This is a genomic window from Bacillus sp. z14 (2026), from assembly GCF_058313575.1.
Genome location: NZ_JBZFQK010000002.1, coordinates 208,152 through 234,586 on the forward strand (window position 1 = coordinate 208,152; position 26,435 = coordinate 234,586).

At 37.4% G+C, this 26,435-nt stretch carries 23 protein-coding genes and 1 pseudogene; 18 read left to right on the plus strand and 6 right to left on the minus strand.

Annotated elements, in window-relative coordinates:
• Window positions 1-381: 381 nt before the first annotated feature.
• Window positions 382-2,124: a glycoside hydrolase family 13 protein gene (locus AC4G3O_RS07035; protein ID WP_490551951.1), complete on the minus strand. Its 1,743-nt coding sequence runs from the start codon at window positions 2,122-2,124 to the stop codon at window positions 382-384.
• 331 nt (window positions 2,125-2,455) lie between these two features.
• Between AC4G3O_RS07035 and AC4G3O_RS07040 the strand changes: the two genes are divergently transcribed.
• From AC4G3O_RS07040 to AC4G3O_RS07065, 6 genes are all read left to right on the plus strand, one after another.
• Window positions 2,456-3,721, plus strand: coding sequence for an extracellular solute-binding protein (locus AC4G3O_RS07040; protein WP_066101595.1), 1,266 nt, complete (start codon window positions 2,456-2,458; stop codon window positions 3,719-3,721).
• A gap of 196 nt (window positions 3,722-3,917) precedes the next feature.
• Window positions 3,918-5,207: a carbohydrate ABC transporter permease gene (locus AC4G3O_RS07045; protein ID WP_066101593.1), complete on the plus strand. Its 1,290-nt coding sequence runs from the start codon at window positions 3,918-3,920 to the stop codon at window positions 5,205-5,207.
• Window positions 5,207-6,052, plus strand: coding sequence for a sugar ABC transporter permease (locus AC4G3O_RS07050; protein ID WP_066101590.1), 846 nt, complete (start codon window positions 5,207-5,209; stop codon window positions 6,050-6,052). The genes AC4G3O_RS07045 and AC4G3O_RS07050 overlap by 1 nt, the downstream gene beginning before the upstream one ends.
• Window positions 6,053-6,088: 36 nt before the next feature.
• Entirely contained in the window at window positions 6,089-7,630 is a 1,542-nt protein-coding gene (locus tag AC4G3O_RS07055; RefSeq protein ID WP_139891449.1) for an alpha-amylase family glycosyl hydrolase, read from the plus strand.
• A gap of 77 nt (window positions 7,631-7,707) precedes the next feature.
• Entirely contained in the window at window positions 7,708-9,387 is a 1,680-nt protein-coding gene (locus AC4G3O_RS07060) for a glycoside hydrolase family 13 protein (protein ID WP_490551947.1), read from the plus strand.
• Window positions 9,388-9,405: 18 nt separating this feature from the next.
• Complete coding sequence (locus tag AC4G3O_RS07065) at window positions 9,406-10,425, plus strand: LacI family DNA-binding transcriptional regulator (RefSeq protein WP_066101581.1); 1,020 nt, start codon at window positions 9,406-9,408, stop codon at window positions 10,423-10,425.
• A 66-nt stretch (window positions 10,426-10,491) separates the two neighbouring features.
• On the opposite strand, the gene AC4G3O_RS07070 is transcribed toward AC4G3O_RS07065, so the two are convergent.
• Entirely contained in the window at window positions 10,492-11,358 is an 867-nt protein-coding gene (locus tag AC4G3O_RS07070; RefSeq protein ID WP_491136007.1) for an SDR family oxidoreductase, read from the minus strand.
• Window positions 11,359-11,569: 211 nt separating this feature from the next.
• Window positions 11,570-12,442, minus strand: coding sequence for an SDR family oxidoreductase (locus tag AC4G3O_RS07075; protein ID WP_066101576.1), 873 nt, complete (start codon window positions 12,440-12,442; stop codon window positions 11,570-11,572).
• A 209-nt stretch (window positions 12,443-12,651) separates the two neighbouring features.
• On the opposite strand from AC4G3O_RS07075, the pseudogene AC4G3O_RS07080 reads away from it, so the two are divergent.
• A pseudogene (locus AC4G3O_RS07080) lies at window positions 12,652-12,832 on the plus strand (hypothetical protein); the annotation flags it as partial.
• Between the two features lie 82 nt (window positions 12,833-12,914).
• Here AC4G3O_RS07080 and AC4G3O_RS07085 read toward each other — a convergent pair.
• The 3 genes from AC4G3O_RS07085 to AC4G3O_RS07095 form a co-directional block, all read right to left on the minus strand.
• Window positions 12,915-13,406, minus strand: coding sequence for a YajQ family cyclic di-GMP-binding protein (locus AC4G3O_RS07085; RefSeq protein WP_140461149.1), 492 nt, complete (start codon window positions 13,404-13,406; stop codon window positions 12,915-12,917).
• Between the two features lie 127 nt (window positions 13,407-13,533).
• On the minus strand, window positions 13,534-13,668 hold the full coding sequence (locus AC4G3O_RS07090; RefSeq protein WP_077247962.1) for a DUF3941 domain-containing protein: 135 nt from the start codon (window positions 13,666-13,668) through the stop codon (window positions 13,534-13,536).
• 87 nt (window positions 13,669-13,755) lie between these two features.
• The gene (locus tag AC4G3O_RS07095; RefSeq protein WP_139891446.1) at window positions 13,756-14,613 is read right to left on the minus strand and encodes a DegV family protein; all 858 of its coding nucleotides are present in this window, start codon (window positions 14,611-14,613) and stop codon (window positions 13,756-13,758) included.
• A gap of 135 nt (window positions 14,614-14,748) precedes the next feature.
• On the opposite strand from AC4G3O_RS07095, the gene AC4G3O_RS07100 reads away from it, so the two are divergent.
• The 11 genes from AC4G3O_RS07100 (at window position 14,749) to AC4G3O_RS07150 (ending at window position 26,399) form a co-directional block, all read left to right on the plus strand.
• The gene (locus AC4G3O_RS07100; protein ID WP_066101567.1) at window positions 14,749-15,591 is read left to right on the plus strand and encodes a YitT family protein; all 843 of its coding nucleotides are present in this window, start codon (window positions 14,749-14,751) and stop codon (window positions 15,589-15,591) included.
• Between the two features lie 458 nt (window positions 15,592-16,049).
• Window positions 16,050-16,859 (plus strand): YveK family protein, encoded by an 810-nt coding sequence (locus AC4G3O_RS07105; protein ID WP_066101564.1) that lies wholly within the window; start codon window positions 16,050-16,052, stop codon window positions 16,857-16,859.
• Complete coding sequence (locus AC4G3O_RS07110; RefSeq protein WP_491136008.1) at window positions 16,849-17,538, plus strand: CpsD/CapB family tyrosine-protein kinase; 690 nt, start codon at window positions 16,849-16,851, stop codon at window positions 17,536-17,538. Before AC4G3O_RS07105 ends, AC4G3O_RS07110 begins: the two co-directional genes overlap by 11 nt.
• Window positions 17,539-17,556: 18 nt before the next feature.
• A complete protein-coding gene (locus AC4G3O_RS07115) occupies window positions 17,557-18,927 on the plus strand; it encodes a sugar phosphate nucleotidyltransferase (RefSeq protein ID WP_491136009.1) in 1,371 nt (456 codons plus the stop codon).
• A 275-nt stretch (window positions 18,928-19,202) separates the two neighbouring features.
• Window positions 19,203-19,874 carry a sugar transferase gene (locus AC4G3O_RS07120; protein WP_066102381.1) on the plus strand — a complete coding sequence of 224 codons (672 nt, stop codon included), beginning with the start codon at window positions 19,203-19,205 and terminating at the stop codon, window positions 19,872-19,874.
• Window positions 19,875-19,961: 87 nt separating this feature from the next.
• On the plus strand, window positions 19,962-21,416 hold the full coding sequence (locus tag AC4G3O_RS07125) for an oligosaccharide flippase family protein (RefSeq protein ID WP_066101556.1): 1,455 nt from the start codon (window positions 19,962-19,964) through the stop codon (window positions 21,414-21,416).
• Window positions 21,417-21,440: 24 nt separating this feature from the next.
• The gene (locus AC4G3O_RS07130; protein WP_066101553.1) at window positions 21,441-22,193 is read left to right on the plus strand and encodes a sugar phosphate nucleotidyltransferase; all 753 of its coding nucleotides are present in this window, start codon (window positions 21,441-21,443) and stop codon (window positions 22,191-22,193) included.
• 84 nt (window positions 22,194-22,277) lie between these two features.
• On the plus strand, window positions 22,278-23,036 hold the full coding sequence (locus AC4G3O_RS07135; protein WP_140461151.1) for a WecB/TagA/CpsF family glycosyltransferase: 759 nt from the start codon (window positions 22,278-22,280) through the stop codon (window positions 23,034-23,036).
• 13 nt (window positions 23,037-23,049) lie between these two features.
• On the plus strand, window positions 23,050-23,967 hold the full coding sequence (locus AC4G3O_RS07140) for a glycosyltransferase family 2 protein (RefSeq protein WP_066101547.1): 918 nt from the start codon (window positions 23,050-23,052) through the stop codon (window positions 23,965-23,967).
• Between the two features lie 66 nt (window positions 23,968-24,033).
• Complete coding sequence (locus AC4G3O_RS07145; RefSeq protein WP_066101544.1) at window positions 24,034-24,678, plus strand: CatB-related O-acetyltransferase; 645 nt, start codon at window positions 24,034-24,036, stop codon at window positions 24,676-24,678.
• 59 nt (window positions 24,679-24,737) lie between these two features.
• Window positions 24,738-26,399, plus strand: a complete 1,662-nt coding sequence (locus tag AC4G3O_RS07150) for a right-handed parallel beta-helix repeat-containing protein (protein WP_140461152.1) — start codon at window positions 24,738-24,740, stop codon at window positions 26,397-26,399.
• Window positions 26,400-26,435 lie beyond the last annotated feature (36 nt).

Genomic DNA, 26,435 nt, shown 5'->3' on the forward strand with positions numbered 1-26,435 from the left:
ATCACCTATTCTCTATTCGTGAGGAAGAGAGAGAAGTAGGTATGATTTGGCTTGCTCAGCTTTCAACGATTAATATTTGGAAGGATAATCAAGGACTTGGTTATGGAAAAGAGGCAATGTAAGAAATTAAAATCTTCGCCCAAAATCAGGGTCTTAACTATATAGGGCTTCACGTCTTTGGTCACAATAAGTGGGCACGAGATTTATATGAGAAATTAGGATATATAGAAACGGATATTATCATGAGGAAAAAATTAAGATAAAAACAGTCCTTAAGTGGAGTATTTGTATCTATGGTAAGTTTTATAGAGATAATTGCTGAAGAATGGAAAGCATTTTGTTGAAAAAAGCCGCCCAAAAACAGGCGGCTTTATAGATACTTTATTTAGAAACAGAAAGAATCGTATATCCGTCTTCGGCAAGTGTAATCTGACCTTTATCATTCCACTGACTTTTAGAATCCATGTAAAGTGGCTTAGCACTCTTCCATTCTTTCAAAGAAATAGACTTTGATTGTTTGCCAAGATTAATGCACACATAGGCAAGAGAGTCAGAGCTTTCTCTTTTATACATAACTACATCAGGATCATGAGCTACAAAGAGAAGATCACCTTCATTGGCGAGGACCTTATGATCTTTACGTAAGTTAATTAAGGATTGCACATGCTTACGAAGCTCGAGGTCTTGATTTTTGTCCTCCCAAGGCATACATTTACGGCAGCCGGGATCATCTTCACCATCTAGTCCAATTTCATCGCCATAATAAATGCATGGCGTTCCCGTAAAGGTAAGTAATATCGTGAAAATTTGTTTGATTTTATCAAGATTACCTTCACATTCTGTTAAAATCCTAGGTGTGTCATGGCTTCCGATTAAATTGAAGGCCGCCATATTCACAATATGTGGATACATATGATAAACCTTCGTCATTTTTTCAGCAAACTGTGTAGGTGTGATGGTGCTTTTGGCGAAAATTTCCAAGATTGCAGTTAAGAATGGATAGTTCATTACAGCATCAAATTGGTCTCCACGCAGCCACGGCATGGAATCATGCCAAATTTCGCCGAGTATGTATGCATCCTCTTTTTCAGATCTGACTGCTTTACGGAAATCACGCCAGAAATCAAAATCTACTTCATTGGCTACATCTAGTCTCCAGCCATCAATATTGCATTCACGGATCCAATACTTAGCCACATTTAGCAAGTATTCTTTTACTTCTGGATTCTTTGTATTTAATTTTGGCATTGTTTCTACAAAACCAAAGGCATCATAGTTGAGATTTTCTTCAACCATTGGAAGGCTGCGCGTATGGAACCAATCCTTATACTTGGAATCCTCTCCTTTTTCTAATACATCTTGGAATGGCTTGAAATGATAGCCGCTATGATTAAATACCGCATCAAGCATGACCCTTATACCGCGCTTGTGGCTTTCTTCAACGAGTCGTTTTAATGTTTCCTTCGTTCCAAATTGAGGGTCAAGCTCCATATAATCAATGGTGTCATATTTATGGTTGGAATAAGCATGAAATACAGGGGTGAAATAAATTCCAGTAATGCCTAAATCCTTGAGATAATCTAAATGATCGATGACCCCTGCCAAGTCACCGCCAAAGAAATTGGTTGGTGTCGGTGCGGCACTTCCCCATGGCAAAGTACCTTTAGGATTTAATTTTGCATCCCCGTTTGCAAACCGTTCGGGGAAGATTTGGTACCAAACAGTATCTTTAACCCACTCTGGTGCGCTGAATACTTCTGTATGATGAAGATATGGTAAAGCAAAGAGAAGGCCGACTTTAGGAAGTTCCTCGTAAAAACCTTTTTCAGAATAATAGGCTGTTTTAGCATTCTTATCTGTTAAACGGAAAGTATAGCGAGCTCGGCGGTGAGGAAGATCAATGGTAGAACGCCAATAATCATACAGTTCATCACTGCCGGTATAGTCCATATTTTTTGCTTTGTAAATCCATTCACTGCCCTGAAAATCATAGGGATCACCATATAGTAACTCCATCTTTTCAATATCATCTTTTTTACTCATGATCATAATCGTAATGGAGTTTAATGATGAACTATACATAAATTGATCTCTTGCAAAGTGAATAACAGATGCTTTTTCCATGTAACCTTTCTCCTCTCAATATACAAGTGAATATTAATGCAAACGCTTGCGCCTTCTATTCATTAACTATATCAGTTAATGATAAATTTTCAATCTCGAAAATTTCAGATAATAACAATGTGTTTTTACCCATAAAACGATGTAAAATAACTTAATAAATAATTCACAATTTTATTATTGTTAAATTTTGATAAATAAGTATAATAAAGGTGTTGAGTCTGCAATCGTTTTCATTAGAAAATTAATACAAAAATTATATTTGAACATCAAGTGCATTCTTATGTGCAAACGTTTGTTTACTTAGCGATATTATAAGAGGAGGGGTTGACCCATGAAAAAAGCATACTCCATGTTAATGGTGCTCATGCTCGTAATTGGCGTACTGGCTGCTTGTGGACCAGACAGAGAGAAAGAAACAGGCAGTAAGGAAGATACGAATACGGATAAACCTGAAAAACTAGTCATTTGGGAAGATACAGATAAAGGACCTGGCTTAGAGCCGGCTATAAAAGCATTTGAAAAAGAGCATGGAATTAAAGTTGAATATAAAGAAATGGGTATGGCAGATAAGATTCGTGAACAAATCAGATTGGATGGACCAGCTGGAAAAGGTCCGGATGTTATCACATTGCCGCATGATCAAATTGGTCAATTAGCTATTGAAGGTGTATTAGCTGAACTAAAAGTAGACCAAAGTGTAATCGATACTTTTACAGAATCTTCTGTTCAGGCACAAACCTATGATGGTAAATTATATGGCTTGCCAAAAGCTACTGAAACACCAGTCTTTATTTATAACAAGAAACTTATGGAAAAACCGCCTGCAACAATGGATGAATTATATACATTTGCAAAAGAGAACACAAAAGGCAAAACATATGGATTTACAGCTAAATGGGATGATTTTTATCATGCATATGGTGTAATTGGCGGTATGGGTGGTTATGTGTTTGGAGAAAAAGATGGATCTCTAAACCGTGATGATTTAGGACTAAATAATGAAGGTGCAATTGAAGGCGCTGAATTTATTGCTAAATGGTATAAAGAAGGCCTGTTCCCTAAAGGGATTATTGGAGAAAGCGGCGGTTCAGCACAGGATGGTTTATTTAATGAAGGAAAACTGGCTTCCGTACAAAATGGACCTTGGGCTTTCCAAGGATATAAAGATGCAGGTATAGATATTGGAGCAACTGCATTGCCGACACTTCCAAATGGAGAACACATGAAAACCTTCATGGGTGTTAAAGGATGGCACGTGTCAGCTTACTCTAAAAATACAGATTGGGCTACTAAATTGGTTGAACACTTAACTAATTATGATAGCGCGAAAGTTCGTTATGAAAAAACACAGGAGATTCCTCCGGTTAAAAAATTGATTGAAGATCCAATTATTGCTGACAATGAATTTTCTAAAGCAGTAGCAGAGCAATCCCAATATGCGATTCCAATGCCTAATATACCAGAAATGGGAGAAGTTTGGTCCCCGATGGCAGCGGCTTTAGAGACAATCGCAACTGGTAAAGCAGATGCTAAATCTGCAATGGATGAGGCAGCGAAGACAATCAAAACAAATATTGATACCAACCATAAAAAATAATGCTAGGTAAGGGTTAGGCGGTATCCAATTATTCTGGATATGGCCTATCCTTTTATAACAAGGTATTGGTTATATTGCATTTTAGTGAAAACTCGGGAAGAGACTTTCTCTTTGTTCATCTTCCCTTTAGAAAGTTTGTTTCTGGGCTTTCACAGAATATAGCCAATTCTTTTCGTAGAAAGGGGAAAAACCCACGATGGATATAATTCCTGCTCAAACAAAAACCAACTATGCTAAAAAGGCTGCTTTATTTTCGATTATTCCAGGGTTTGGACAGTTTTTTAATAAACAATACATAAAAGGAATTATCTTTCTTATTTTGACAGCCTCTTTTTTTATTGCTTTTGCAGATATGTTAAATATTGGATTTTGGGGATTGGTCACTTTAGGTGAAATTCCGAAGCTTGATCATTCTGTTATTTTATTGATAGACGGCATTCTAACGTTAATTGTAACGATTATTGGTTTAGGTATTTACGCTTTTAATATTTACGATGCTTATAACAATGGTAAAAAGAGAGACCAAGAGATTGCATTAAATTCTATACGCGAGCAATATCAAAATTTAATTGATAATGGATTCCCCTATCTAATTGTTTCTCCGGGATTTTTGTTATTAATTTTCGTTGTTATATTTCCGATTATCTTCTCTTTCCTTTTGGCATTCACAAACTATGATTTGTATCATTCCCCGCCTGCAAATCTGGTCGATTGGATTGGATTTCAGAACTTTATTGATATTTTTAAAATAGAAATATGGAGAACCACATTCTTTAAAGTGTTTGGCTGGACTATTGTATGGACATTTACAGCAACGACTTTACAAATTGCACTCGGAGTCTTTCTGGCAGTATTGGTTAATCAGAAAGATTTAAAGGGCAAGGCTATCATTAGAACCGTCCTGATTTTGCCTTGGGCCGTTCCTGCCTTTGTATCCATCCTTGTATTTTCAGGTATGTTTAATGAATCATTTGGTATTATCAATACGACGATTCTTCCGGCTCTTGGATTACCTCCAGTGGATTGGATGACGGAAGCAAACTGGACAAGACTTGCTTTAATTCTCATACAGGGCTGGTTAGGATTTCCGTTTATTTTTGCCATGACAACAGGAGTCCTTCAATCTATACCGGAGGATTTATATGAAGCGGCCACGATAGATGGGGCTAGCTTGATGCAGAAATTCAGAAAAATTACTTTACCGCTCGTTTTGTTTGCCACTGCGCCTATACTAATCACACAGTATACGTTTAATTTTAATAACTTTAATTTAATCTTTTTATTTAATAACGGAGGCCCTGCCATACCGGGTCAAAATGCGTGGGGTACGGATATATTAATTTCGTGGATTTATAGATTGACAATGACATCGGCTCAATATGGAAAAGCTGCCGCAGTTACGATGATTCTTTCACTAATTGTCATGTCTGTAGCATTATGGCAATTCAAACGGACTAAGTCTTTCCAAGAGGAGGATATGATGTAATGAAGAGTTCAAAAAAGAATAAAATGATCCGCTTAACCTTATCTTATATAGTCATAGCCATCATGTTTGCCATTGTCATCTATCCAATTCTTTGGATTATAGGCTCATCCTTTAATCCGGGGAACAGTTTGTCCGGTTCAACGATGTTTCCCAAAAATCCAACGCTCGACCATTATAAAGAGCTATTTGATATGAAAAACAGTGATTATCTGATTTGGTACTTTAACTCTCTTAAAATTAGTATTATGACAATGATTTTAACGGTTATTACGGTTTCTTTTACAGCCTATGCGTTTTCACGATATCGGTTTGTTGGGAGAAAAAATGGATTAATGACCTTTTTGATTTTACAAATGATCCCGAACTTTGCAGCCTTGATTGCCATTTATGTATTGGCCGTTCGGACAGGATTGCTGGATACACATATCGGCTTAATTTTACTGTATGTGGGTGGACAAATTCCGATGAATACGTGGTTGATGAAGGGGTATCTTGATACCATTCCACGTGAACTCGATGAAAGTGCGAAGATGGATGGAGCTGGTCATTTACGTATCTTCTTCCAAATCGTCCTGCCTTTGGCAAAACCAATCATAGCGGTTGTAGCGTTATTCGCTTTTGTTGCTCCTTTCGGAGATTTTATTTTAGCGAAAATATTAATTAGCTCAAGTGATCAGTATACGATTGCAGTTGGTTTATATGAACTGGTTGGTAAGAAATTTGGAGCAGAATTCACCAAGTTTGCAGCAGGTTCGGTTTTAATTGCTATTCCAATTGCTACCCTTTTCCTATTCTTCCAAAAATACTTTGTTTCCGGATTGACGGCTGGCGGTACAAAGGGATAAGGTTATTTTGATGGGAGAAATAAGGGGGAAATTAGTATGTTAAAAAAAGTAATGGCCATTCTGCTGGCGCCGTTTATCTTACTTTCGACAATTCCAGTATCTGCGGAGGAAATAGAGGGAAGAGATTGGCAGGATGAGTCCATCTACTTCATCATGGTGGACAGATTTTATAATGGTAATACGAAAAACGATCATAGTGTGGACCTTGATAATCTTAATACATACCAAGGCGGGGATTTTGCCGGTATTATGCAAAAGTTAGATTATTTGCAGGAAATGGGCTTTACCACTATTGCACTGAATTCAATCGTTGAAAACACAGAATCAGGCTATCATGGAGATTGGGCTCTGGATTATAGAAAGATCAATGCGAATTATGGAACATTAAAGGAATTTAAACAGTTAGTGCAAGAAGCTCATAAACGTAATATGAAAGTGATCGTTGACTTTAATGCGAATCATGTCGGACCTAATCATCCATGGCTTAAGGATTCGGCAAAAGAAGATTGGTTTCATGAAAGAAAAGATGTGACCTCTGCAAGTAACCAGGAAGGGAAGCAGGCTGGATGGATAGATGGATTACCAGATTTAGCACAGGAAAATCCTGAAGTATCTGCTTACTTGCTGGATGCTGCGAAGTGGTGGATTACAGAAACCAATATTGACGGCTATCGCTTGAATGATTTGGAGTATGTTTCTGTTGATTTTTGGAGTAATTTCAGTAAAGAAATGAAATCGGTTAAAAATGATTTCTTTCTACTTGGTAATGGTACTATAGAAAATACATCTGATTTGGTTGGCCTTCAGGAATCAGGCATTGATGGTGTACTAGATAAACAACAAATGGAAGCGTTGAGAGAGGTATTTGCTAAACCGGATCAGAAGATGAATTCATTATTCACTATCTGGAATGAACGAATGCAAACGATGAGTCAGCCACATCAGTTGGGAGTTATGGTTGATACAGAAGATATACCTAGATTCACTAAGTCAATGCAGGATCATAATCAATTCCCTGGAACGAGATGGGAATTACTAATGACCCATATGTATACCATGCCTGGTATCCCAATGGTTTATTACGGATCCGAAATAGCCATGAATGGTAATGAGATACCTGATAATCGCCGTATGATGGATTTCAGAACAGATAAGGATTTAATTGAATATATTGGTAAAATAGCTGCACTGCGTAAAGAATATCCTGCTTTAAGGAAAGGAACTCTTGAACTTTTGAACGAGCAGGATGGAATGGCCGTCTACAAAAGAGAGTATGAAGACCAAATAATGATAGTTGCGATTAATAATAGCTCGAAAACAAAAACCATTCAACTTGATGCAGCTAATCTTCCAGCAAGTGAAGAGTTACGTGGCAGGCTTAATGCAGATATGGTCAGAAAAAGTAATGATACCTATTCAATTACTTTGGATCGTGAAACATCAGAAGTCTATTTGGCAGCAGAAAAAAGCGGCGTAAATTATGTATTCATTGCTGTAATCGTTTTAGTTAATATCTTGTTCTTTGGGTTCCTTTATTTGGCACGAAGAAAAGGCAAACGGCAAAACAATCATAATTGAACGAAAATGGAGGGATGTTATTTCTCTCCTTTTTTTTAATAATAATCATAGACTAGCATAAGTGAGGATGAAAGTGCTTGAATAAGAAATGGTGGAAGGAAGCAGTTTGTTATCAAATATATCCAAAGAGTTTTAAAGATTCCAATGGAGATGGGATTGGAGATTTACGAGGGGTAATTAATAAACTTGATTATTTAACCGAACTGGGGATAGATGTTATCTGGATTTGCCCTATTTATCAATCCCCCAATGCGGATAATGGTTATGATATCAGTGATTACCAAGCAATCATGGACGAGTTTGGAACGATGAAGGATTTTGACGAATTACTGGAGAAAGTTCATAAACGGGGTATGAAATTAATAATGGATCTGGTTGTTAACCATACAAGTGATGAGCACCCGTGGTTTTTAGAATCCAAAACATCAGTAGATTCACCTAAAAGAGATTGGTACATATGGAGTGATGGAAGCCCTAGTGGCCCACCGAATAATTGGGAGAGTATTTTCTCCGGCAGTGCATGGGAATATGATGTGGAAAGTGGGCAATATTATTTGCATGTATTTGCAACAAAACAGCCTGATTTGAATTGGGAGAACAAGGATATGAGAGAGGCCGTTTATAATATGGTCAATTGGTGGTTAGATAAAGGGATTGACGGATTCCGTATTGACGCTATTAGCCATATAAAAAAGAAGGCTGGTTTTCCAGATGCAGCAGGATTAGATGATAACGGGATAAAAGGTTTCAAGATGTATACGGACCAGGATGGGATTCATGATTTCCTTCAAGAATTAAAGATGAAAACATACTCAAACTATGACATTATGACGGTGGGAGAAGCAAGTGGGGTAAGAGCCGAAGATGCAGACCCCTGGGTAGAAGAGCAAAAAGGTGCTTTTGATATGGTATTTCAATTCGAGCATTTGAGCCTATGGGAAAAAGAAACTGAAGTTGATCTCGACCTTGTATCATTAAAAAGAATCCTGTCAAAATGGCAAACTGTATTACATGGTAAAGGCTGGAATGCGTTGTTCATTGAAAATCATGATAAACCACGTATTGTATCCGTACTGGGAAACGATCAGGAGTATTGGCAAGAAAGCGCTAAGATGCTAGGAACTATGTATTTCTTCATGCAGGGTACCCCTTTTATTTATCAAGGGCAGGAAATTGGCATGACAAATGTAGCCTTTCCTTCTATTAATGATTACGATGATATTAGCATGAAGAATTACTATCAGTTAGAAACTGCCAAAGGAAGAGACCATCTTGAAATTATGAAGGTAATATGGAAAAACGGACGTGATAATTCCAGAACACCAATGCAATGGGATGATTCGTTAAACGGTGGTTTTACATTAGGAATACCTTGGATGAAGGTGAATCCAAATTACCAGGAGATTAATGTAAAGCATCAGCGTCAGGATTCCAATTCGATTCTTTCCTTTTATAAAAAAATGATTCGCTTGCGCAAGCAGTATGATTGTCTTGTTTATGGTGAATATAAGCTTTACCTTGAAGATGATCCTAATGTGTACATGTACTCCAGATTTACAGATGAACAAACCGCTTTAGTAATCTGTAATTTCAATAAAGATAGTGAAGCTATTACTTTACCGGTGTTCAATGGGTTGACAGGGGAGCTAATCCTTAGTAATTATAATAATCATAGTGAAGAAACAGACGAACAGGGTAATATCTATTTATCACCATATGAATCAAGAGTCTATCTCTTCAAACAGATCGCTGAATAGGAAATGGGGAACAATCGTATGGCGATAACGATAAAAGACGTAGCGAAATTGGCAAATGTGGCACCTTCGACAGTTTCCAGAGTAATTGCCAACAATCCAAGAATAAGCGAGAAGACAAAAAGAAAAGTAAGAGAAGCAATGGAAGAACTCGGCTATCATCCAAATTTTATAGCGAGAAGCTTGGCAAACAAGTCAAGTGAGGTTTTAGGAATCGTTATGCCCAAGTCTGGAGATGGATCTTTTTTAAATCCATTTTTCTCTACGGTTATGAAGGGTTTAAGCCAGGCTGCGCATGAAGACTTGTATGGCTTACATATTACTACGGGGATATCGGATGAAGGAATATTTAATGAAGTTGAAAAAATGGTACATGGCGGCAGAGTGGACGGAGTTATTTTGCTTTACTCTAAAGTTGACGATACCGTATTGAACTATCTATATAAAATAAATTTCCCATTTGTTGTTATTGGAAAACCACCAATGCATGACAGCAGTATTACGTATGTGGATAACGATAATTTTCAGGCCGGCAAGGATGTAGCCGATTATTTACTTGCGAACGGGCATAAGGATATCGCCTTTATTGGAGGGAGTGCCCATCTGGTCGTCACGATTGAACGGATGAGAGGGTACGAGGAAGCATTGAAGGAAGCTGGAATACCTATTTTAAAAGAATATGCGATTCATGAAGATTTCATGCTTGAAGGCGGTAAAGAAGCAGTCAAGCAATTAATGAATCTTGAAAAACCTCCTTCAGCATTGATAGTTGCTGATGATTTTATGGCACTTGGTGTACTGAACATGCTTGATGAAATGGATATCAGTGTTCCAGAGGATATCTCAGTAGTAAGCTTTAATAATGTCTTAATTTCTCAATTGTCAAAGCCTCCTCTTTCCTCTGTGGATATCAATATAGAGAAATTGGGGTATCAGGCAGTCAAATTGCTGATTTCCAAAATAAAGAACCCTCAGGGACCAACAATGCGTATGATTATTCCGCATCAATTCATTATTCGATCATCTGTTACAAAAAAATAAGGTACTTTTATAAAGAAACGGTGAAGACATCTTAAAGGTGTCTTCACCGTTTTCTATCTTTATCCATTATCCATTAACGACACTGCCGCCATTTACATGCAAGGTTTGTCCAGAAACATAGGACGAGTCATCACTTGCCAGGTAAACATAAGTAGGAGCCAATTCATCAGGCTGCCCAATACGGCCAAGCGGTGTATTTTGACCCCAGCTTTCTTCAATTTGCTCAGCAGAGAAGGATGCGGGAATTAACGGTGTCCAAATAGGGCCCGGTGCAACGGCATTCACATAGATTCCCTTAGGAGCAACACTATTGGAAAGGGCACGGGTAAAGGATACGATCGCTCCCTTTGTAGATGAGTAATCAATTAACAATGGATTACCCTGGTAGGCTGTTACACTGGCAGAATTGATAATCTTGCCGCCCTTCGGAAGATGTTTCATGGCTGCTTTTGCCATATAAAAATATCCGAATATATTGGTTCGGAATGTGCGTTCCAATTGTTCTGACGTTATGTCAGTAAATTCTTTTTGAACATGCTGTTCTGCAGCGTTATTGACAAGAATATCGAGTTTACCGAATGTTTCAACGGTCTTTTCTACAGCATTTATGCAAACATCTTCATATCCAACATCGCCTGTGATTAACAGGCATTTTCGGCCTTCCGCTTCTACAAGCTCTTTTGTTTTTTCGGCATCTTCTTGTTCTCTATCGACATAAAGAATAGCTACATCGGCGCCTTCTTTGGCAAAGTAGACTGCAACTGATCGGCCAATTCCGCTGTCACCGCCAGTAATAATAGCCACTTTATCTTTTAATTTCCCACTGCCTTTATAGGAAGAAGTAACGGTAATAGGTTCGGGATCCATTTTATACTGCAATCCCGGTTGTACTTCTTGCTCTTGTCCTGGCGCATTATAAAATCTTTCACTCATAACTGAATACCTCCTATATTTTTCATCTATGTGTATACTTTTCCACTGTTTGTTGAAACAAAACATTTTTCGTCATGAAGGTCGCTGAATAAGATTATATAGTCGGCGTCAAGTGAGGGGCGATAAACTATATAGAAAGAAAATCGAAAAGGGTAACACCCTCAATTGAGAGTGTTACCCTGTCTTTGTGTATATGATCTAGAATCGTTAATTACCCATTCACAACAGAGCCGCCATTGACATGAAGGACCTGTCCGCTGACATAGCTGGAATCATCACTTGCCAAATAAACATAAGTTGGGGCTAATTCGGATGGTTGTCCAGCACGTCCAAGTGGAACGTTTTTACCAAATTCAGCCACTTTATCAGCCTCGAATGTAGCAGGAATTAATGGTGTCCAAATTGGTCCCGGTGCTACTGCATTCACGCGGATTCCTTTGCTGGCAATACTATTGGAAAGCGCACGTGTAAAGGATACAATGGCACCTTTCGTTGAAGAATAATCAATCAATTGTGCATTACCTTGATAGGCTGTTACAGAAGTTGTATTAATGATGGAGCTTCCTTTAGATAAGTGAGGAAGGACAGCTTTTGTTAAATAGAATTGTGAAAAGATATTGGTTCTAAATGTTTTTTCTAATTGTTCATCACTGATATCCAACAGGCTCTCCTGAGGATGCTGTTCAGCTGCGTTATTGACTAAGATATCAATTTTGCCGAATTCACTTTTAACTTTTTCGGCGACTTCGCGGCAAAAAGCACTGTCACCTATATCTCCAGCCAATAGCATGCATTGTACGCCTTCGTTTTCCACTAAATCTTTTGCTTTATTCGCATCCTCGTGTTCATTCAAATACACAATCGCAACATTGGCGCCTTCTTTAGCATAATAGTGGGCAACAGATCGGCCAATCCCACTGTCTCCGCCTGTGATAATCGCTACTTTTCCTTTTAATTTATCGCTGCCTTTATAATTTTCATCGACTTCTTTTGGTTCAGGATGCATTTCGTTTGTTACACCAGGTTGAGTATCCTGTTCTTGGGCTGGAAATCCATCTTTACCGATTTTTATATCTTCATTCATTTCACAACATCCTTTCCAATTAATGTTTCCCTATTGTTATTCCTCATTTATGGAAAAAGAAACATGGAAATAGGATTAAAGTTAAGGATGTTTTATTACTTACAAAAAAAGCACTGGAAAATATGGTGTATGTAAAAAAATGTGATGATTTGCTGATTTTAATGTCGTTTTGTTAATGCTCAAAACAATAGGATCCAAGTAGTGATAGTGAAGAAATTCAGGATTTTTTAACCGAATTAAAAATAAACCCTTTGAGAAGGTTGGGCTATTAAGGGTAATGCTCACTGGATGGACTGAAAATTTTAAAGCATTAGAGAATAAGAGTTTTATTCCTGGGCTTCAGTGGGCATCACTGCACAAATAGTTCCCTATATTAAACCTGAAAAATAGAAAAAAGCCATCGTGTAGCCGATGGCTTTTTAGATGCAATTCAATATGCCTCTATAAGTAGCTCTTCAAACCTATGTAACTACTAGCGGAAGTTTATAAATTGAACTTCGATAGAGAGATCTGCGTCTCGAATGGCTGCAATAACTTGCTGAAGATCATCCTTGCTTTTTCCGGTCACACGGATTTGATCGTCCTGTATTTGGGATTTAACTTTGTTACCCACATTTTTAACAATTAAATTAATTTTCTTTGCGTTGTCTTTGTCTATACCTTGAACCAATTTAGCACGTTGGCGAACTGTGCCGCCTGAAGCGCCTTCCATTTTTCCGTAATCAAGGTTCTTAACGGGAACGCCCCGTTTAATGAGCTTGCTCATTAAAACATCCTTTAATTGCCCCATTTTGTAATCATCGTCAGAAACAAGCACGAGTTCCTCATTTTCCAGCTTAATATCACTTTTGCTACCTTTAAAATCATAACGTGTTTTTACTTCCTTCATTGCCATCGTTACAGCATTTGTTACTTCGGATAAGTCAATTTTTGAAACCACATCAAATGAGCTTTCTTTAGCCATACTATCCCTCCGTTTTTTAACTTTATTATAAAAAAAGCACTATATAAGTTCAATTACAAGTAAAAAAGAGGATTTTTTATTGAAATCCTCTTTATACACAGTTAATATGTTGAAATGGAGATTTTACTTATAAGTGATCAGTCTTTTTTGAAAAAGATTTTTTTCCGGCTTTTCGGTTTTTCTCTTCCTGAATATTTTTAATTTCATTTTTAGCTTGGTTATCTCTGGCTTTTTTATCATTATCTGAAGTATGATATCCCATGTGTGCTTGCCCCTTTGCAATTTATTTACTACGCATATGTGTAGTATGCTGCAAGTAGGGGAAAATATGTATACATCAGAATGTATTTCAGGATAGTTTATTTAAGAAAAATATCGCAATGGTACCTGGACCGGCATGAGCGCCAACAGTTGCACCGACTGATGAAATATATACTGATTTTGGTTGGAAATTTTCTTCAATTAATTGCTTGAATTCCATAGCTTTTTCGATATCATCGCCATGACTGATTCCAATTATTTGTTTATCTAATTGGTCTCCTCGTTCTTTCATTACATCGATGACGGCTTGCATCAGTTTTTTGCGGCCGCGGAATTTATCCAGTGGAACCAGTTTGCCATCTTCAACATTTAGCAGTGGCTTGATATTTAATAAACCGCCGAAAAAAGCAGATGTTTTGGAAATTCGGCCACCTCGAGCCAGGTATTCCAAATTGTCTACCGTAAATAAATGTTCCATATGGGAGGCTGAAAACTGTGCTGTTTCTTTCAGTTCTTCAAGACTGGCTCCTTTAGCGGCTTTGCGTACGGCTTCCATGACGACTAGGCCATAGCCTAAAGACGCGCATTTACTGTCGACAATTTCTAATTGAAGATCCGGGTACTCAGCTTTAACTTCGTCTCTCATCATAACAGCTGTTTGATAGGTACCGCTTAATTCGGAAGAAAATGCGACATAAAGTCCGGGTTGTTTATTTTTTGCCAGCTCTTCGAATTTTTCGTAAAAACTTTGTGGAGACACCTGTGATGTTTTGGGTGCTTTTCCTTCGCGCATGGCATCGTAGACTACTTTTGGTTTGATTGTAACTTGATCATCATATTCATTGTCATCAAGATGTACTTTTAATGGAAAAAGAATGATGTTGTTATCCTGGAAGTATTCTAATGGCAAATCGCTTGCACTATCAGCCAAAATTTGTACACTCATATAGACACCTACTTTTTTAAAATTTACTTAGTTTAATTATAAGTCTATTATCTTTTATAGAAAACAAAAATTGTTCACATATCTATCTATCATGGGGAATTTATTTTCAGTTGTCAACTTAAGGAGGAGCTAAATTTGGTTTGGAATGAAACAAAAAAAATACTGGCTGTTGTGGTTGGAGCTTTATTAAATGCAATCGCAATGAATTATTTCTTGATACCTGCAAACGTGTTTGCGAGTGGGTTCACGGGTACAGCCCAAATTATATCAGCAGCATTGGACATGTTTACGAATATTAATTTATCTACAGGTATATTATTACTTGCTCTTAATATTCCGATTGCTATTCTTGCATGGTTTAAGGTTGGAAGGTCTTTCACAGTGTACAGCTTTTTAGCTGTTGTATTAATGTCATTATTCTTAGAAATATTACCGGTACAATCCTATTCAGATGATATTATCCTAAATGCTGTTTTCGGCGGTGTAATTGGAGCGGCCGGTGTGGGAATCACACTGCGATTCGGTGCTTCCACTGGTGGTATGGATATCGTGGCAATGATTCTTTCTAGAATCAATGATAAGCCAATCGGCATTTACTTTTTAATGCTGAATGGAGCTATTGTAGCCATTGCGGGGCTTATGTATTCAGAAGAACAGGCACTTTATACATTAATTTCATTATATGTTTCTACGAGAGTAATTGATGCTATTCATACAAGACATATAAAAGTTACAGCTATGATTGTAACAAGACATGCAGATGAATTGAAGCAGGCGATTCATTCCAAGCTGGTACGCGGAATAACAATGATTCCTGCTGTTGGAGCCTTTACGGGCGAAGATAAAAATATGCTAATGATTGTGATAAGCCGTTATGAGCTATATGATTTACAGAGTGTTATTCAGGAAGTAGACCCACATGCATTTACAAATATCGTTCAATCTACCGGAGTTATCGGTTCTTTCCGGAAAGATTGACAAGGAATAAACCCTTTCCGTGTGCTTTAGAGCGAACGGAAAGGGTTTATTTTTGAATGTAGGATAAGAATGAAGATGCATAGAGAACTAACTATCCTCAATATAGAAAGCGCTTACAATAAATGCTTTTTTTTGCGAAAAACATTTATCTTATAAAAAAGCGAAGGTAAAGTAATTTAAATTATTTTGAAATGGTGTTAAGAAAACATGGCCAAGGGCTGTTCATTATAAATTATTACCTTTGATTATTAAATCGACTGGTGGATAAGTATATAAAAATACGAAAAGGCTTACATTCATTATTTAGAATCAATATAAACTGAAATACCCTAAAATAAATAAATTTTACCAAAATACAAATTTTGACAATTTAAACCCTTTTCTAATTCTAGGTTCTATACTACAATCAACAATAAGTTCTCTTTTGAGAACAAAAAAAGAAATGTATGGAGGTTGGGATGGAAGATACAGTAAGTTTTAAGGATATTTTAAGTGTATTAAAGAGACGGTTAGTACTTATTATTTTGATGACGTTAATAGCGGCTCTGGCCAGTGGCATTATTTCCTATCTCTTTTTATCTCCTTCGTATGAATCATCCACACAAATTCTTGTCAACGACACTATGAACACGAACGAACAACAAAATCAGGATAAGAAAACAAAAAAAGAGGACGCCAAAACTGATAGCAATGAAACTAATTTAATCGACCCTAATCAAGTCCGTGCGAATATTGAATTGATTCATACATACAGTATGTTGATCAAGAGCCAGGCTATTCTAGCAGATGTAATTAGTGAGCTCAGCCTTGACAGAAGCATCGATAAATTAAATGAGCAAGTCACAGTAAACACGACTCAAAATTCTCAAGTTGTTGAAATAGTCGTCAAGGATCAGGACCCTGTTCTGGCAGCGAAAATGGCCGATAGTATTGCGACAGTATTCCAGCAAGAGGTTACTACATTAATGAATATTGATAATATTCATATTCTCGCGAATGCAAATGTTGAAGAGCCTTATGGGATATTTAATCCAGATATGATTAGAAATGTACTGATTGGTTTTTCATTAGGCTTATTTTGTGCTATTGGGGTAGCTTTCTTGTTGGAGTACCTCGACCCTACAATCAGAGATGAAAAAGATATCCTTTATGAATTAGGTATACCGGTTATCGGAAATATCCCGGAAATTAAAGTTAGCAGCAAAAGCATGGAAAGGCAGATGGAGGACAGCCGGGTGAAAATAGGAGGACGTACATTTGAGTCGTAATAGAAATAAAGACTTGCTGGTGAGCAAGGAAAGAGCGAAATATGCACAAATTTATAAACAATCGATTGTGAGTGAGCAGTACAGATTGCTGCGCTCAAGCATAACGTTTTCTCGAATTGGTAAAGACATCCAGACTCTGCTTGTCACATCTCCAAACCACGGGGACGGCAAAACGACCACCGCCGCAAATCTGAGTATCGTGCTGGCCCAGCATGATAAAAAAGTCATCGTCATTGATGCTGATTTAAGAAGACCGAAGATTCATAAATTATTTGACCTTAAACAATCTGATGGCTTAACAGCTATTCTTGCTGGCAAAGCGACAGTGGTTGAAGCTATATGCATTTCAGATATACCAAATCTCCATATCATCCAGAGCGGTGCCGTAACCAAAACATCGTACGAGCTCTTAACAGCAAATCGAATAGAGGACATTATCTCGATTCTAAGCCAGCAATATGACACCATAATATTTGATACTTCACCTATCTTGTATACCGCTGAAACGCAAATACTTGCTAATCTTTGTGAAGCTTCCATGCTGGTCGTGAAAAGCGGTCAGACATTAAAAGAAGATGCAAGAAAGGCAGTAAATGTTTTACAAGATTCCAAAGCGGAATTATTGGGAGCTTCATTAAATGGAAATCCAATAAAACCAAAGGCTTATCAATATAACTGATTATTAAGGAGTGGTTAAATGCAGGTTATCCTTTTATCTGGAGGATCGGGGCAAAGATTATGGCCTTTATCTAATGATTCACGTTCAAAGCAATTTCTGAAAGTATTGGAAGGGCATGATAAGACAAACGAATCAATGGCTCAGAGAGTATGGCGACAAATGGATGAAGTAGGACTAATGAAGTCGGCAGTTATTGCGACGAGTAAGAAACAAGTGGATATCCTGAAAAATCAGCTCGGCTCAAACGTTCCCCTTATTATTGAGCCAGAGCGGCGGGATACTTTTCCGGCAATTGCTCTTGCTGCCTCCTACCTATATTCGATCAAAGGAATCAGCCTAGATGAAGTAGTTTCCGTTTTGCCCATTGATTCTTACGTGGAAAATGATTTCTATGAATCTGTGAAAAAATTGGAGGATACGCTAAACACAACAGATTGCAGTATTGCTTTAATGGGAGTGGAACCAAGCTATCCTTCTACTAGTTTTGGCTACATCGTTCCAGAAAAGAAAAATGATGGGCTAGTTCTTGTTAGCCATTTTGTAGAAAAGCCGACAGAAGAGTATGCACAAAGATTGATAAAGGAAGAGGCATTATGGAATTGTGGTGTATTTGCATTTAAGTTAGGTTTTATGATTTCGATTTTAGAAGAAATGAATTTGCCTATAGAGTACGAACAGCTACAAAATGTCTATGAACTCCTGCCTAGTATTAGTTTTGATTTTGAAGTTGTCGAGAAAACGAAGAATATTGTCGCTCTCCCCTATAAAGGAATATGGAGGGACCTGGGGATTTGGAGCACCTTAACTGAGCAAATGATCGAGACTGTTCAAGGCTTAGGTGTTATTTGCCCAAAATCTCATAATACCCATATCATCAATGAGCTGGACATTCCAGTTGCGGTTCTTGGTATGCCAGATGCGGTGGTTGTCGCGAGCCCCGATGGCATCTTAGTTGCCAATAAAGGTTTGAGTCATGATCTTAAGAAATTCATATTTCATTTTAATCAAAGGCCGATGTATGAAGAGAGACGATGGGGGTCGTATAAAGTCCTTGATCAAACCGTCTATGATAATGGGACAGAAGTGCTCACAAAAAGAATAACCATTCATGCCGGCAGCAATTTAAGCTATCAGGAGCATAATAAGAGAAAGGAAGTTTGGACTATTCTCAAAGGTGAGGGTTCTTTGGTACTGAATGAATATATATACGATGTGAAGCCGGGAAGCGTAATTGAAATTCCAGCTGGCACAAGACATGCATTGAAAGCTATTTCCGACTTGGAATTAATTGAAGTTCAAAAAGGTAGTTCGCTGACGGAGGAAGATGTGCATAGAATTAGCATGGAATGGGATGAAATTCTTCCTATGATTAGCTCAGTGACTCTTTAGTACATTTATATAGTTCGTTATTAAGAACAAAGAGAGCTATATAGAAACGTAATAGAAGGACTGAATATTCAAGCCAAAAGTAAAAGTAAGCATATTCATGGGAAAAAGAGTGAATGAAATTCTTTCTCTGATTAATTCAATCACTCTTTAGTATACCTATAAAATTCGTTATTGAGAACAAAAGGGGGCTGGAATGGAAAAATAATTAAAGGACTGGAACAACTCAAACCAAAAGTAAAAGCCACCATATATCAGGGGAAAAAGGAGTGAATTCATTGATTTCTTCTAAGGCAGGGACTGCACAGGAAGCGTTCGCAGAACCGAATGAGCTTGATAACAAGAAATTATATCTAGTATCTAAAAGATACTTAGACATTATTCTAGCTGTAGTGGGTCTTCTGCTGTTAATTCCTGTATTTTTTATTGTAGCCGTCTTGATAAAAATTGAAGATCCTAAGGCTTCTGTGTTCTTTAAACAAATACGTGTAGGCAAGGATGGAAAAACATTCTGTATGTATAAGTTCAGATCTATGGTGATGAACGCAGAGCAACTGATAGAGACACTGCTCAATCAAAATGAGTCCAGTGGGGCTATTTTTAAAATGAAAGAGGATCCTAGGGTTACAAAAATAGGACGTTTTATTCGCAAGACGAGTATTGATGAATTGCCACAACTGTGGAATGTTTTGAAAGGAGAGATGAGTTTGGTCGGTCCCAGGCCGCCATTGCCGAGAGAGGTAGAAAGTTACTCTGACTATCATAAACAGCGTTTGTCCGTTATTCCCGGCTGTACAGGATTATGGCAGGTTACTGGTAGAAGCAGTGTCGGCTTTGAAAAAATGGTTGAGCTGGACCTTTATTATATTCGTAAGCGCCATTTCTTTTATGATATAAAAATCATTTGCAAAACGTTTATCGTAATGTTCTTTCCTAATAATGCTTATTAGGAAAGAACAATAAGAAAGAAGTGATAGTCATAAATAATATTTATGTTTTATATCGACTTATTCTAAATCGTACGGTGGGAGTTACTGATGATTAAAGAATCAATGTTGTTATCAATTAATCGATTTGCCAAATCAATTGTCCAAGTTTTTTTAACTATTCTTATAGCCAGATTACTGACCTTAACAGAAATGGGCCTTTATCAGCAAATCTTTTTGATTGCAGTAATGGTAGGTGCTTTTATTCCGTTTGAGATGCATACAACGTTCAGTTATTTCTTTAACAAAACGGATAATGAACGTGAAAAATCATTAGTGATAACCAATACGTTCTGGGTTTTGTTCATTCTTGGTGTACTGATGATTTTCGGCCTGTATACTCTATACAATATTGAGTTTTTATTAAAGGATAGCCCATTGCGCAAATATGAGATTTGGATTGGATTTTGGAGCTTTGCAACCATAATGGGCTGTTATTTAGAAAATTTGTTTGTTTCTATTAAGAGGGCTAAAATTTATAGCTTTATTAATTTATCTTATTATTTTGCCTATTTCCTGATTATTGGCTATACATTATATGCGACAAAGGAGCTACTCTTAACAATTAAACTGATTGCCCTGTTTGAAATCGTTAGAGTCATCATTTTGCATCTGTTTTTCCATAAGATTCATGGCATGTCTTTAAAAGGAGATCTGCCATTATTAAAACAGCAGCTTAAATATACAGCGGCAGTTGGAGCAGTAACAGCCATCGATGTGATTACACAGACAAGTGATAAAGTCATCATTTGGTTATTCTACTCAATAGAATTGTTTGCAATTTATTCAATATCATCAAAAGAGATTCCTTTCATGTCTATTATTACTGTAGCTGTTATAACAGCGATGCTACCAAGACTAGGTCGTTTATACAGCATACAAAGGCGGAAGCTAGAAGCCTTAAATCTCTGGTCAGAATCAAGCCGATTACTATCATTAGTCATGTTCCCTATTTTTTGGATTCTATTTTTCTATCATAAAGAGTTTATCGATCTTTTATACTCTGATACTTATTTAAGCGGATCCATCATCTTTTTAATATATTTAATGAAATTCCCGCTTCGCTTTACAGTTTTTTACACGCCTTTACTTATATCCGGTAATCAAAAGCTAGTTTTAAAAAACGCGCTTATCACGGTTATTTGCAATATCGTTCTAGGACTAGCATTGATGGGGTTATTTGGGTACATCGGGGTAGCTATAGCTTCTGTTATCTCATGTTTTATTAGTATTTACCTGCAGCAAAGAGATGTATGCAAAGTATTTGAAATTCGGCAAAGGGAGCTTCTACCCTACAGGTCAATTTTGATGACATTTGGAACCTCAGGTTTCACCGCAGGAGTGGTCTATTTAATTATCTCCTTTTTGCCTGGTCATCAATTTATCCATTTTTTTTCTGGCGGCATAATCACCATGCTGTTATGCATAGGGATCGCGCTAGTGAGAAAAGAAGTATCTATTCCCTTCTTATTCAATAAACCGATTGTTTTAAAGGTTAGGAGATAAAAAACTTAATAGGGAGTGTTGTAAATGAAAGGAATTATCCTTGCTGGAGGTACCGGATCGCGGCTTTATCCTTTAACAAAGGTCACCAATAAAAATCTGCTTCCAATCGGAAAATATCCAATGATTTATCATTCAGTTTATAAACTGAAGGAGTCCGGAATTGAAGAAATATTAATTGTAACGGGCAGAGAACATATGGGGGATGTAGTTGATTTGCTTGGCAGCGGCTTTGAATTTGGAGTTGAATTTTCTTATAAGGTGCAGGAAAAGGCCGGCGGTATAGCAGAGGCTCTTGGACTTGCTCGCGATTTCACTGAAAATGAGAAAATGGTCGTCATTCTTGGAGACAATATTTTCACAGATACAATTCGACCTTATGTGCAGCATTTTGCGCAACAGGAGAGTGGCGCGAAAATTTTAATTAAAGAGGTTGAGGATCCAAAACGTTTCGGTGTTCCGGTTATATATGACGGCAGAATCATCGCGATAGAAGAAAAACCAATGGTACCAAAATCGAACTATGCAGTGACGGGCATTTATATGTACGATTCGACCGTTTATAGGATAATTGACCAGCTTACCCCATCAGCGCGAGGTGAAATGGAAATTACAGATGTCAATAATCACTATATTAAGGAGGGTTTACTGAAATTTGATGTGCTGAGAGGGCGGTGGACAGATGCTGGTACACATTCTTCTTATGCACAGGCTAATATAATGGCTCAAAATATGGATTTCAGCAATTTATTTGAAAAAGAAGCAGTGCTCATGAAATAAAATTCAGCAATCATAGATAGATTCATTGAGTTTATAATGAGCAGATAAATGGACTGAAAATAGGGGTTAAGGAGACTGATCCAAATGAAAAAGTCCCATTTGGGCAATGTTGCAATGGATATCTTTAATATAAAGGAAGGCTTATGTGTGATAGAATCCCGTCTCATAAACAAAAAGAAAGCAGCAATCTATTTCTTAAATGCCCATTGTTATAATATCGCGCAAAGGGACAATGATTACAGGGAAATCATCAATAGAGCTGACTTTTTGCTGAATGACGGCTTTGGGATTAGATTAGGAGCTAAGTTGTTCGGTATCCAGCTTAAGGAAAATTTGAATGGAACTGATTTTATCCCAATGCTGTTGCAATTAGCGAGCGAAAAAGAGTACAGTGTGTTTTTGCTTGGAGCAGGTCCTGGCGTTGCTGAACTAGCTAAACAAAATATACAGGCAGTAATGCCGAATATTAAGATTGTTGGACATCGGAGTGGATATTTTAGTGATGAAGAGAATCAAGAAGTTATTCAGCAGATTAACGATGTATCGCCAGATATCTTAATTGTTGGCAGAGGAGTGCCTATCCAAGAAAAATGGATTGACCGGAATAAAGATGCACTTGATGCTAGAGTCATACTTGGCGTTGGCGCTTATATTGATTTTGCATCAGGTCGGATCCCGCGTGCTCCTAAGCTTATAAGGACCTTGAAGATGGAATGGGTGTTCCGTCTTATGTTAGAACCGAGACGCATGTGGAGGAGATATTTGATTGGCAATTTCCAGTTTTTTTATTACACCGTCAAAAATAAGTTGTTAGTTAATCAGGAAGCGGAGATCCAACGCTAATAGAGGAAGGAATATGGTGCGTATGAAGCCAAAGGTTTGTACGATAATTGTGAATTTTAATGGTACGCAAGATACGATTGCTTGTTTGAAATCACTGAACAATATAACATATGCCAATCATGAAGTAGTTGTCGTAGATAATGCTTCAAAAGAGAATGCTAGTTTAAAAGAATTTATAGAAGAGTCCAGGTTCCATTTTCTTGAACTGGGTGGGAATCACGGATTCGCCGCTGGGAATAACAAAGGGATTCACTATGCGCTTAGCCATATTGCTGATATTGACTACTTTCTCTTACTAAACAATGATACAGAAGTTGATCCCTATTTTCTTGAACCGCTTGTAGCTGAATGTGAGAAGGATAAAGAAGTTGGTGCTTGTTGTTCCCATATCAATTACCACAGTAAACGCAATAAAACATGGTATGGGGGCGGAGATATAAAGTGGTTAACAGGACGAGTACTGCATAAAACATTGGAGAGGAATGGAAAAATAGCTAGTGATGAGAATTTTCTAACTGGTTGTGTGTTTTTATTTCCGGTGGACATTCTTGATAAAGTTGGGTACTTGAATGAAGATTATTTTCTTTATTATGAGGATGCAGCCTATAGTCTTGAAATAAGAAAGGCTGGATATAAATTACGATATGTCCCTGATTCACTTGTTTTTCACAAAATCTCAGCAACTACCGGCTATCGTTCACCTCTCTCCAATTATTACGGAACAAGAAATAATTTGCTGTTTATGTCCATTTATGCCAACAAGTTAAATTTTCTTCTATTTTTAATGTTCTTTATCGGCAAAAATTTTGTTAAATACTGTTGGTATATTTTAAGGGGCAAACAATTTAAAAAGGTTGCGTTTGCCATCCAAAAAGCATTCTCCGATTTTGCTGCGTCAGCAAGCGGAAAACGTGAATATCCTTTTATGTAATAAATAAAGGAGGAGCTCATTATCAAATTTTTATATGGTCTGATCCCCCATTCGCTGAAAAGGGGATTGAGAGTCTATATATTTAAGAAGAATAATAAGTCAGTATTTATTGGTCCTTATGTTGAAATAGATCCGGCAACAACAAAGGTCGGAAAAAATTGCGCAATAAATTTATACACAAGTATTTCGAAGACAACTATTGGTGATTACACCTATTTTTCTGCTAACTGTAGTATCATGCATGCCAATATAGGTTCCTTTTGTTCGATAGGTCCAGACAGTAAAATCGGTCTCGGCAGTCATCCGACTGACTTCATATCGACATCTCCCATTTTTTATTCCACCTCAAAAGTGGTTAATAATATCAATTGGGTAGATCGGGATTACCATGTGGAATTTAAGAAAGTGAATATTAGAGATAACGTCTGGATTGGGGCAAATGTCTTTATTATGAATGATATCGAGATAGGTGAAGGAGCGATTTGTGCCGCAGGTTCTGTCATTACAAAGGATGTTCCACCTTATTCCATAGTGGGAGGAATACCTGCAAAAGTATTAAAATATCGCTTTGATGCCAATACGATTGAACAGTTGCTAGAGTTACGATTATACCAAAGAAGTGAAGAATGGCTTAAGGAAAATTTATGCGGTGCCATTACACCGGAAGAATTGCTAAATAAGGAAGTCACTAAGACGAAATCAATAATTTAAGAATACAAAGATTTGACTGAATTTATTAAATGGCAATCCACTAAAAGGGAGTAGACTAAATGATGCCCATACTTATACAAGTTCGTTTGACTTCACTATTGAAGGATACGAAATTTTGGTTAGTTATCTTGATTGTTATGAGTGCTCTTTTTTTTCTAGCTGTCCAAATCAAGCCCCCTGATAAGACAGATGGATTGCCAGAATCATCAGTTGATGAGGTGGCCAAGTCAATCGACCTTCAAGAGGAGATCGACCAGGTGAGTGCCAATGGGGGAGGGATTGTTAACGTGCCTAAAGGCGTTTACGAAGTCGATACAAAAATTATTTTAAAGTCAAATGTCCACTTAAAAGGTGAAGGGATAGGAAAAACCATTCTTAAGCTAAATCTAGAAAAGAGTAAAGGTACACCGGATGATTCTTCTATTCTCGTATCAGAATCGAATGCTCAAAATATTAAAATCAGTGCTTTAACATTTAATGGGGAGAAGGAAAAACGGGAAAAGCAAATTAATGACGGATATTCTCATACAGTTGTTTTGCAATTTGTGGATGGCTTTGATATTAGCGAGGTTGAAGTTGTTCGTTCTCCTAGTGCCTCTATCATGCTCTTTAATACGAAAAACGGAAAGGTCAGAGATTCAAGAATCATTGATGGGGGCTCAAATGGAATAATCGGGTTGCAGAGTACGGAAAATGTCCAAATCATGAATAATATCATCAACCACACCGATCATCAAAATGGTATATTCATCAGTTATCAGGAAGGAAAGTCCAGTCATAATATCACCATTGAGGGAAATAAGGTCGATGATGCCGGTGATTTTGGGATTGAAGTCGGGCATCTTGTTGAAGACGGTCATGAGCAGCATGAAAATATTGTTGTTCGAAATAATGAAGTGACTGGCTCACGGAATTCAGGGATTGCCTTTCGCACAGTCAGCGATGGGGTAATTGAAAACAATACAATTAAAGGCTATGGAAAAACAGGCGGATACGGTGGAGATGGCATCTTTGTAGAAGGCTGGAAGAATAAGTCCGTAAATGTCAAAGTTTTGAATAATAGGGTTGAGCAAACATATAACACTGGTGATGCCAATGCTATTTACGTGACAGGAATGGACAATACAATCATTGAAAATAATGAAATCATCGCCAGCAGAGGGAAAGGTTTATTCATTCAAGCATCCAAGATTGGAAAGCAGACAGGAGATTTTCCAGATGGAATCAGGCAATTCAATGACATTACTGTTCAGGGTAATCGGATTGCTGATGGGCGTAAGGAAGGAATCCACATCCAAGGTTATAAGGCGCACGGAATCAGCATTTCTGATAACGAAATCAGCCATAACCAGTCGACGGGACTCTTCATTGCAAATTTAAACGTAATGAGCTCTGGTCTTGAAGTAAGAAAAAATCAAATAAGTGAAAATGGGCTGGCTGGGATTGAAATGTATAGCCAGGAGGATTTTCTCCTTGAAGGGAATTATTTAAAAAATAATGGAAAAAAATCCGAGGAACTGAAGAACCGATCTGCAGTCGTTCTCTCTCATGTTGGAAATGGCAACCTCAATCAAAATACATATGAAGATGACCAAAAATTGCCGACGCAGAAATATTATTTACAGATAGCAGAAGCTACAGCAACAGTCAGTCAAGAAAATATGGACTTCATTGGTACTAATCCAAGATTAAGAAATAGTACGGCCCATTACTTAGAATAGTCATTGGAAATCATAACGGTAGAGTTCCTAAAAGGA

Excerpts from the sequence above, each read along its gene's own strand:
- AC4G3O_RS07075 (WP_066101576.1), bottom strand. The coding sequence starts at position 12,442 with ATGAATGAAGATATAAAAATCGGTAAAGATGGATTTCCAGCCCAAGAA.
- AC4G3O_RS07130 (WP_066101553.1), top strand. The coding sequence starts at position 21,441 with ATGAAAGGAATTATCCTTGCTGGAGGTACCGGATCGCGGCTTTATCCT.
- AC4G3O_RS07125 (WP_066101556.1), top strand. The coding sequence starts at position 19,962 with ATGATTAAAGAATCAATGTTGTTATCAATTAATCGATTTGCCAAATCA.
- AC4G3O_RS07140 (WP_066101547.1), top strand. The coding sequence starts at position 23,050 with ATGGTGCGTATGAAGCCAAAGGTTTGTACGATAATTGTGAATTTTAAT.
- AC4G3O_RS07095 (WP_139891446.1), bottom strand. The coding sequence starts at position 14,613 with ATGAGTGTACAAATTTTGGCTGATAGTGCAAGCGATTTGCCATTAGAA.
- AC4G3O_RS07040 (WP_066101595.1), top strand. The coding sequence starts at position 2,456 with ATGAAAAAAGCATACTCCATGTTAATGGTGCTCATGCTCGTAATTGGC.
- AC4G3O_RS07045 (WP_066101593.1), top strand. The coding sequence starts at position 3,918 with ATGGATATAATTCCTGCTCAAACAAAAACCAACTATGCTAAAAAGGCT.
- AC4G3O_RS07150 (WP_140461152.1), top strand. The coding sequence starts at position 24,738 with ATGATGCCCATACTTATACAAGTTCGTTTGACTTCACTATTGAAGGAT.
- AC4G3O_RS07050 (WP_066101590.1), top strand. The coding sequence starts at position 5,207 with ATGAAGAGTTCAAAAAAGAATAAAATGATCCGCTTAACCTTATCTTAT.
- AC4G3O_RS07115 (WP_491136009.1), top strand. The coding sequence starts at position 17,557 with ATGCAGGTTATCCTTTTATCTGGAGGATCGGGGCAAAGATTATGGCCT.
- AC4G3O_RS07070 (WP_491136007.1), bottom strand. The coding sequence starts at position 11,358 with ATGAGTGAAAGATTTTATAATGCGCCAGGACAAGAGCAAGAAGTACAA.
- AC4G3O_RS07135 (WP_140461151.1), top strand. The coding sequence starts at position 22,278 with ATGAAAAAGTCCCATTTGGGCAATGTTGCAATGGATATCTTTAATATA.
- AC4G3O_RS07065 (WP_066101581.1), top strand. The coding sequence starts at position 9,406 with ATGGCGATAACGATAAAAGACGTAGCGAAATTGGCAAATGTGGCACCT.
- AC4G3O_RS07105 (WP_066101564.1), top strand. The coding sequence starts at position 16,050 with ATGGAAGATACAGTAAGTTTTAAGGATATTTTAAGTGTATTAAAGAGA.
- AC4G3O_RS07055 (WP_139891449.1), top strand. The coding sequence starts at position 6,089 with ATGTTAAAAAAAGTAATGGCCATTCTGCTGGCGCCGTTTATCTTACTT.
- AC4G3O_RS07035 (WP_490551951.1), bottom strand. The coding sequence starts at position 2,124 with ATGGAAAAAGCATCTGTTATTCACTTTGCAAGAGATCAATTTATGTAT.
- AC4G3O_RS07090 (WP_077247962.1), bottom strand. The coding sequence starts at position 13,668 with ATGGGATATCATACTTCAGATAATGATAAAAAAGCCAGAGATAACCAA.
- AC4G3O_RS07085 (WP_140461149.1), bottom strand. The coding sequence starts at position 13,406 with ATGGCTAAAGAAAGCTCATTTGATGTGGTTTCAAAAATTGACTTATCC.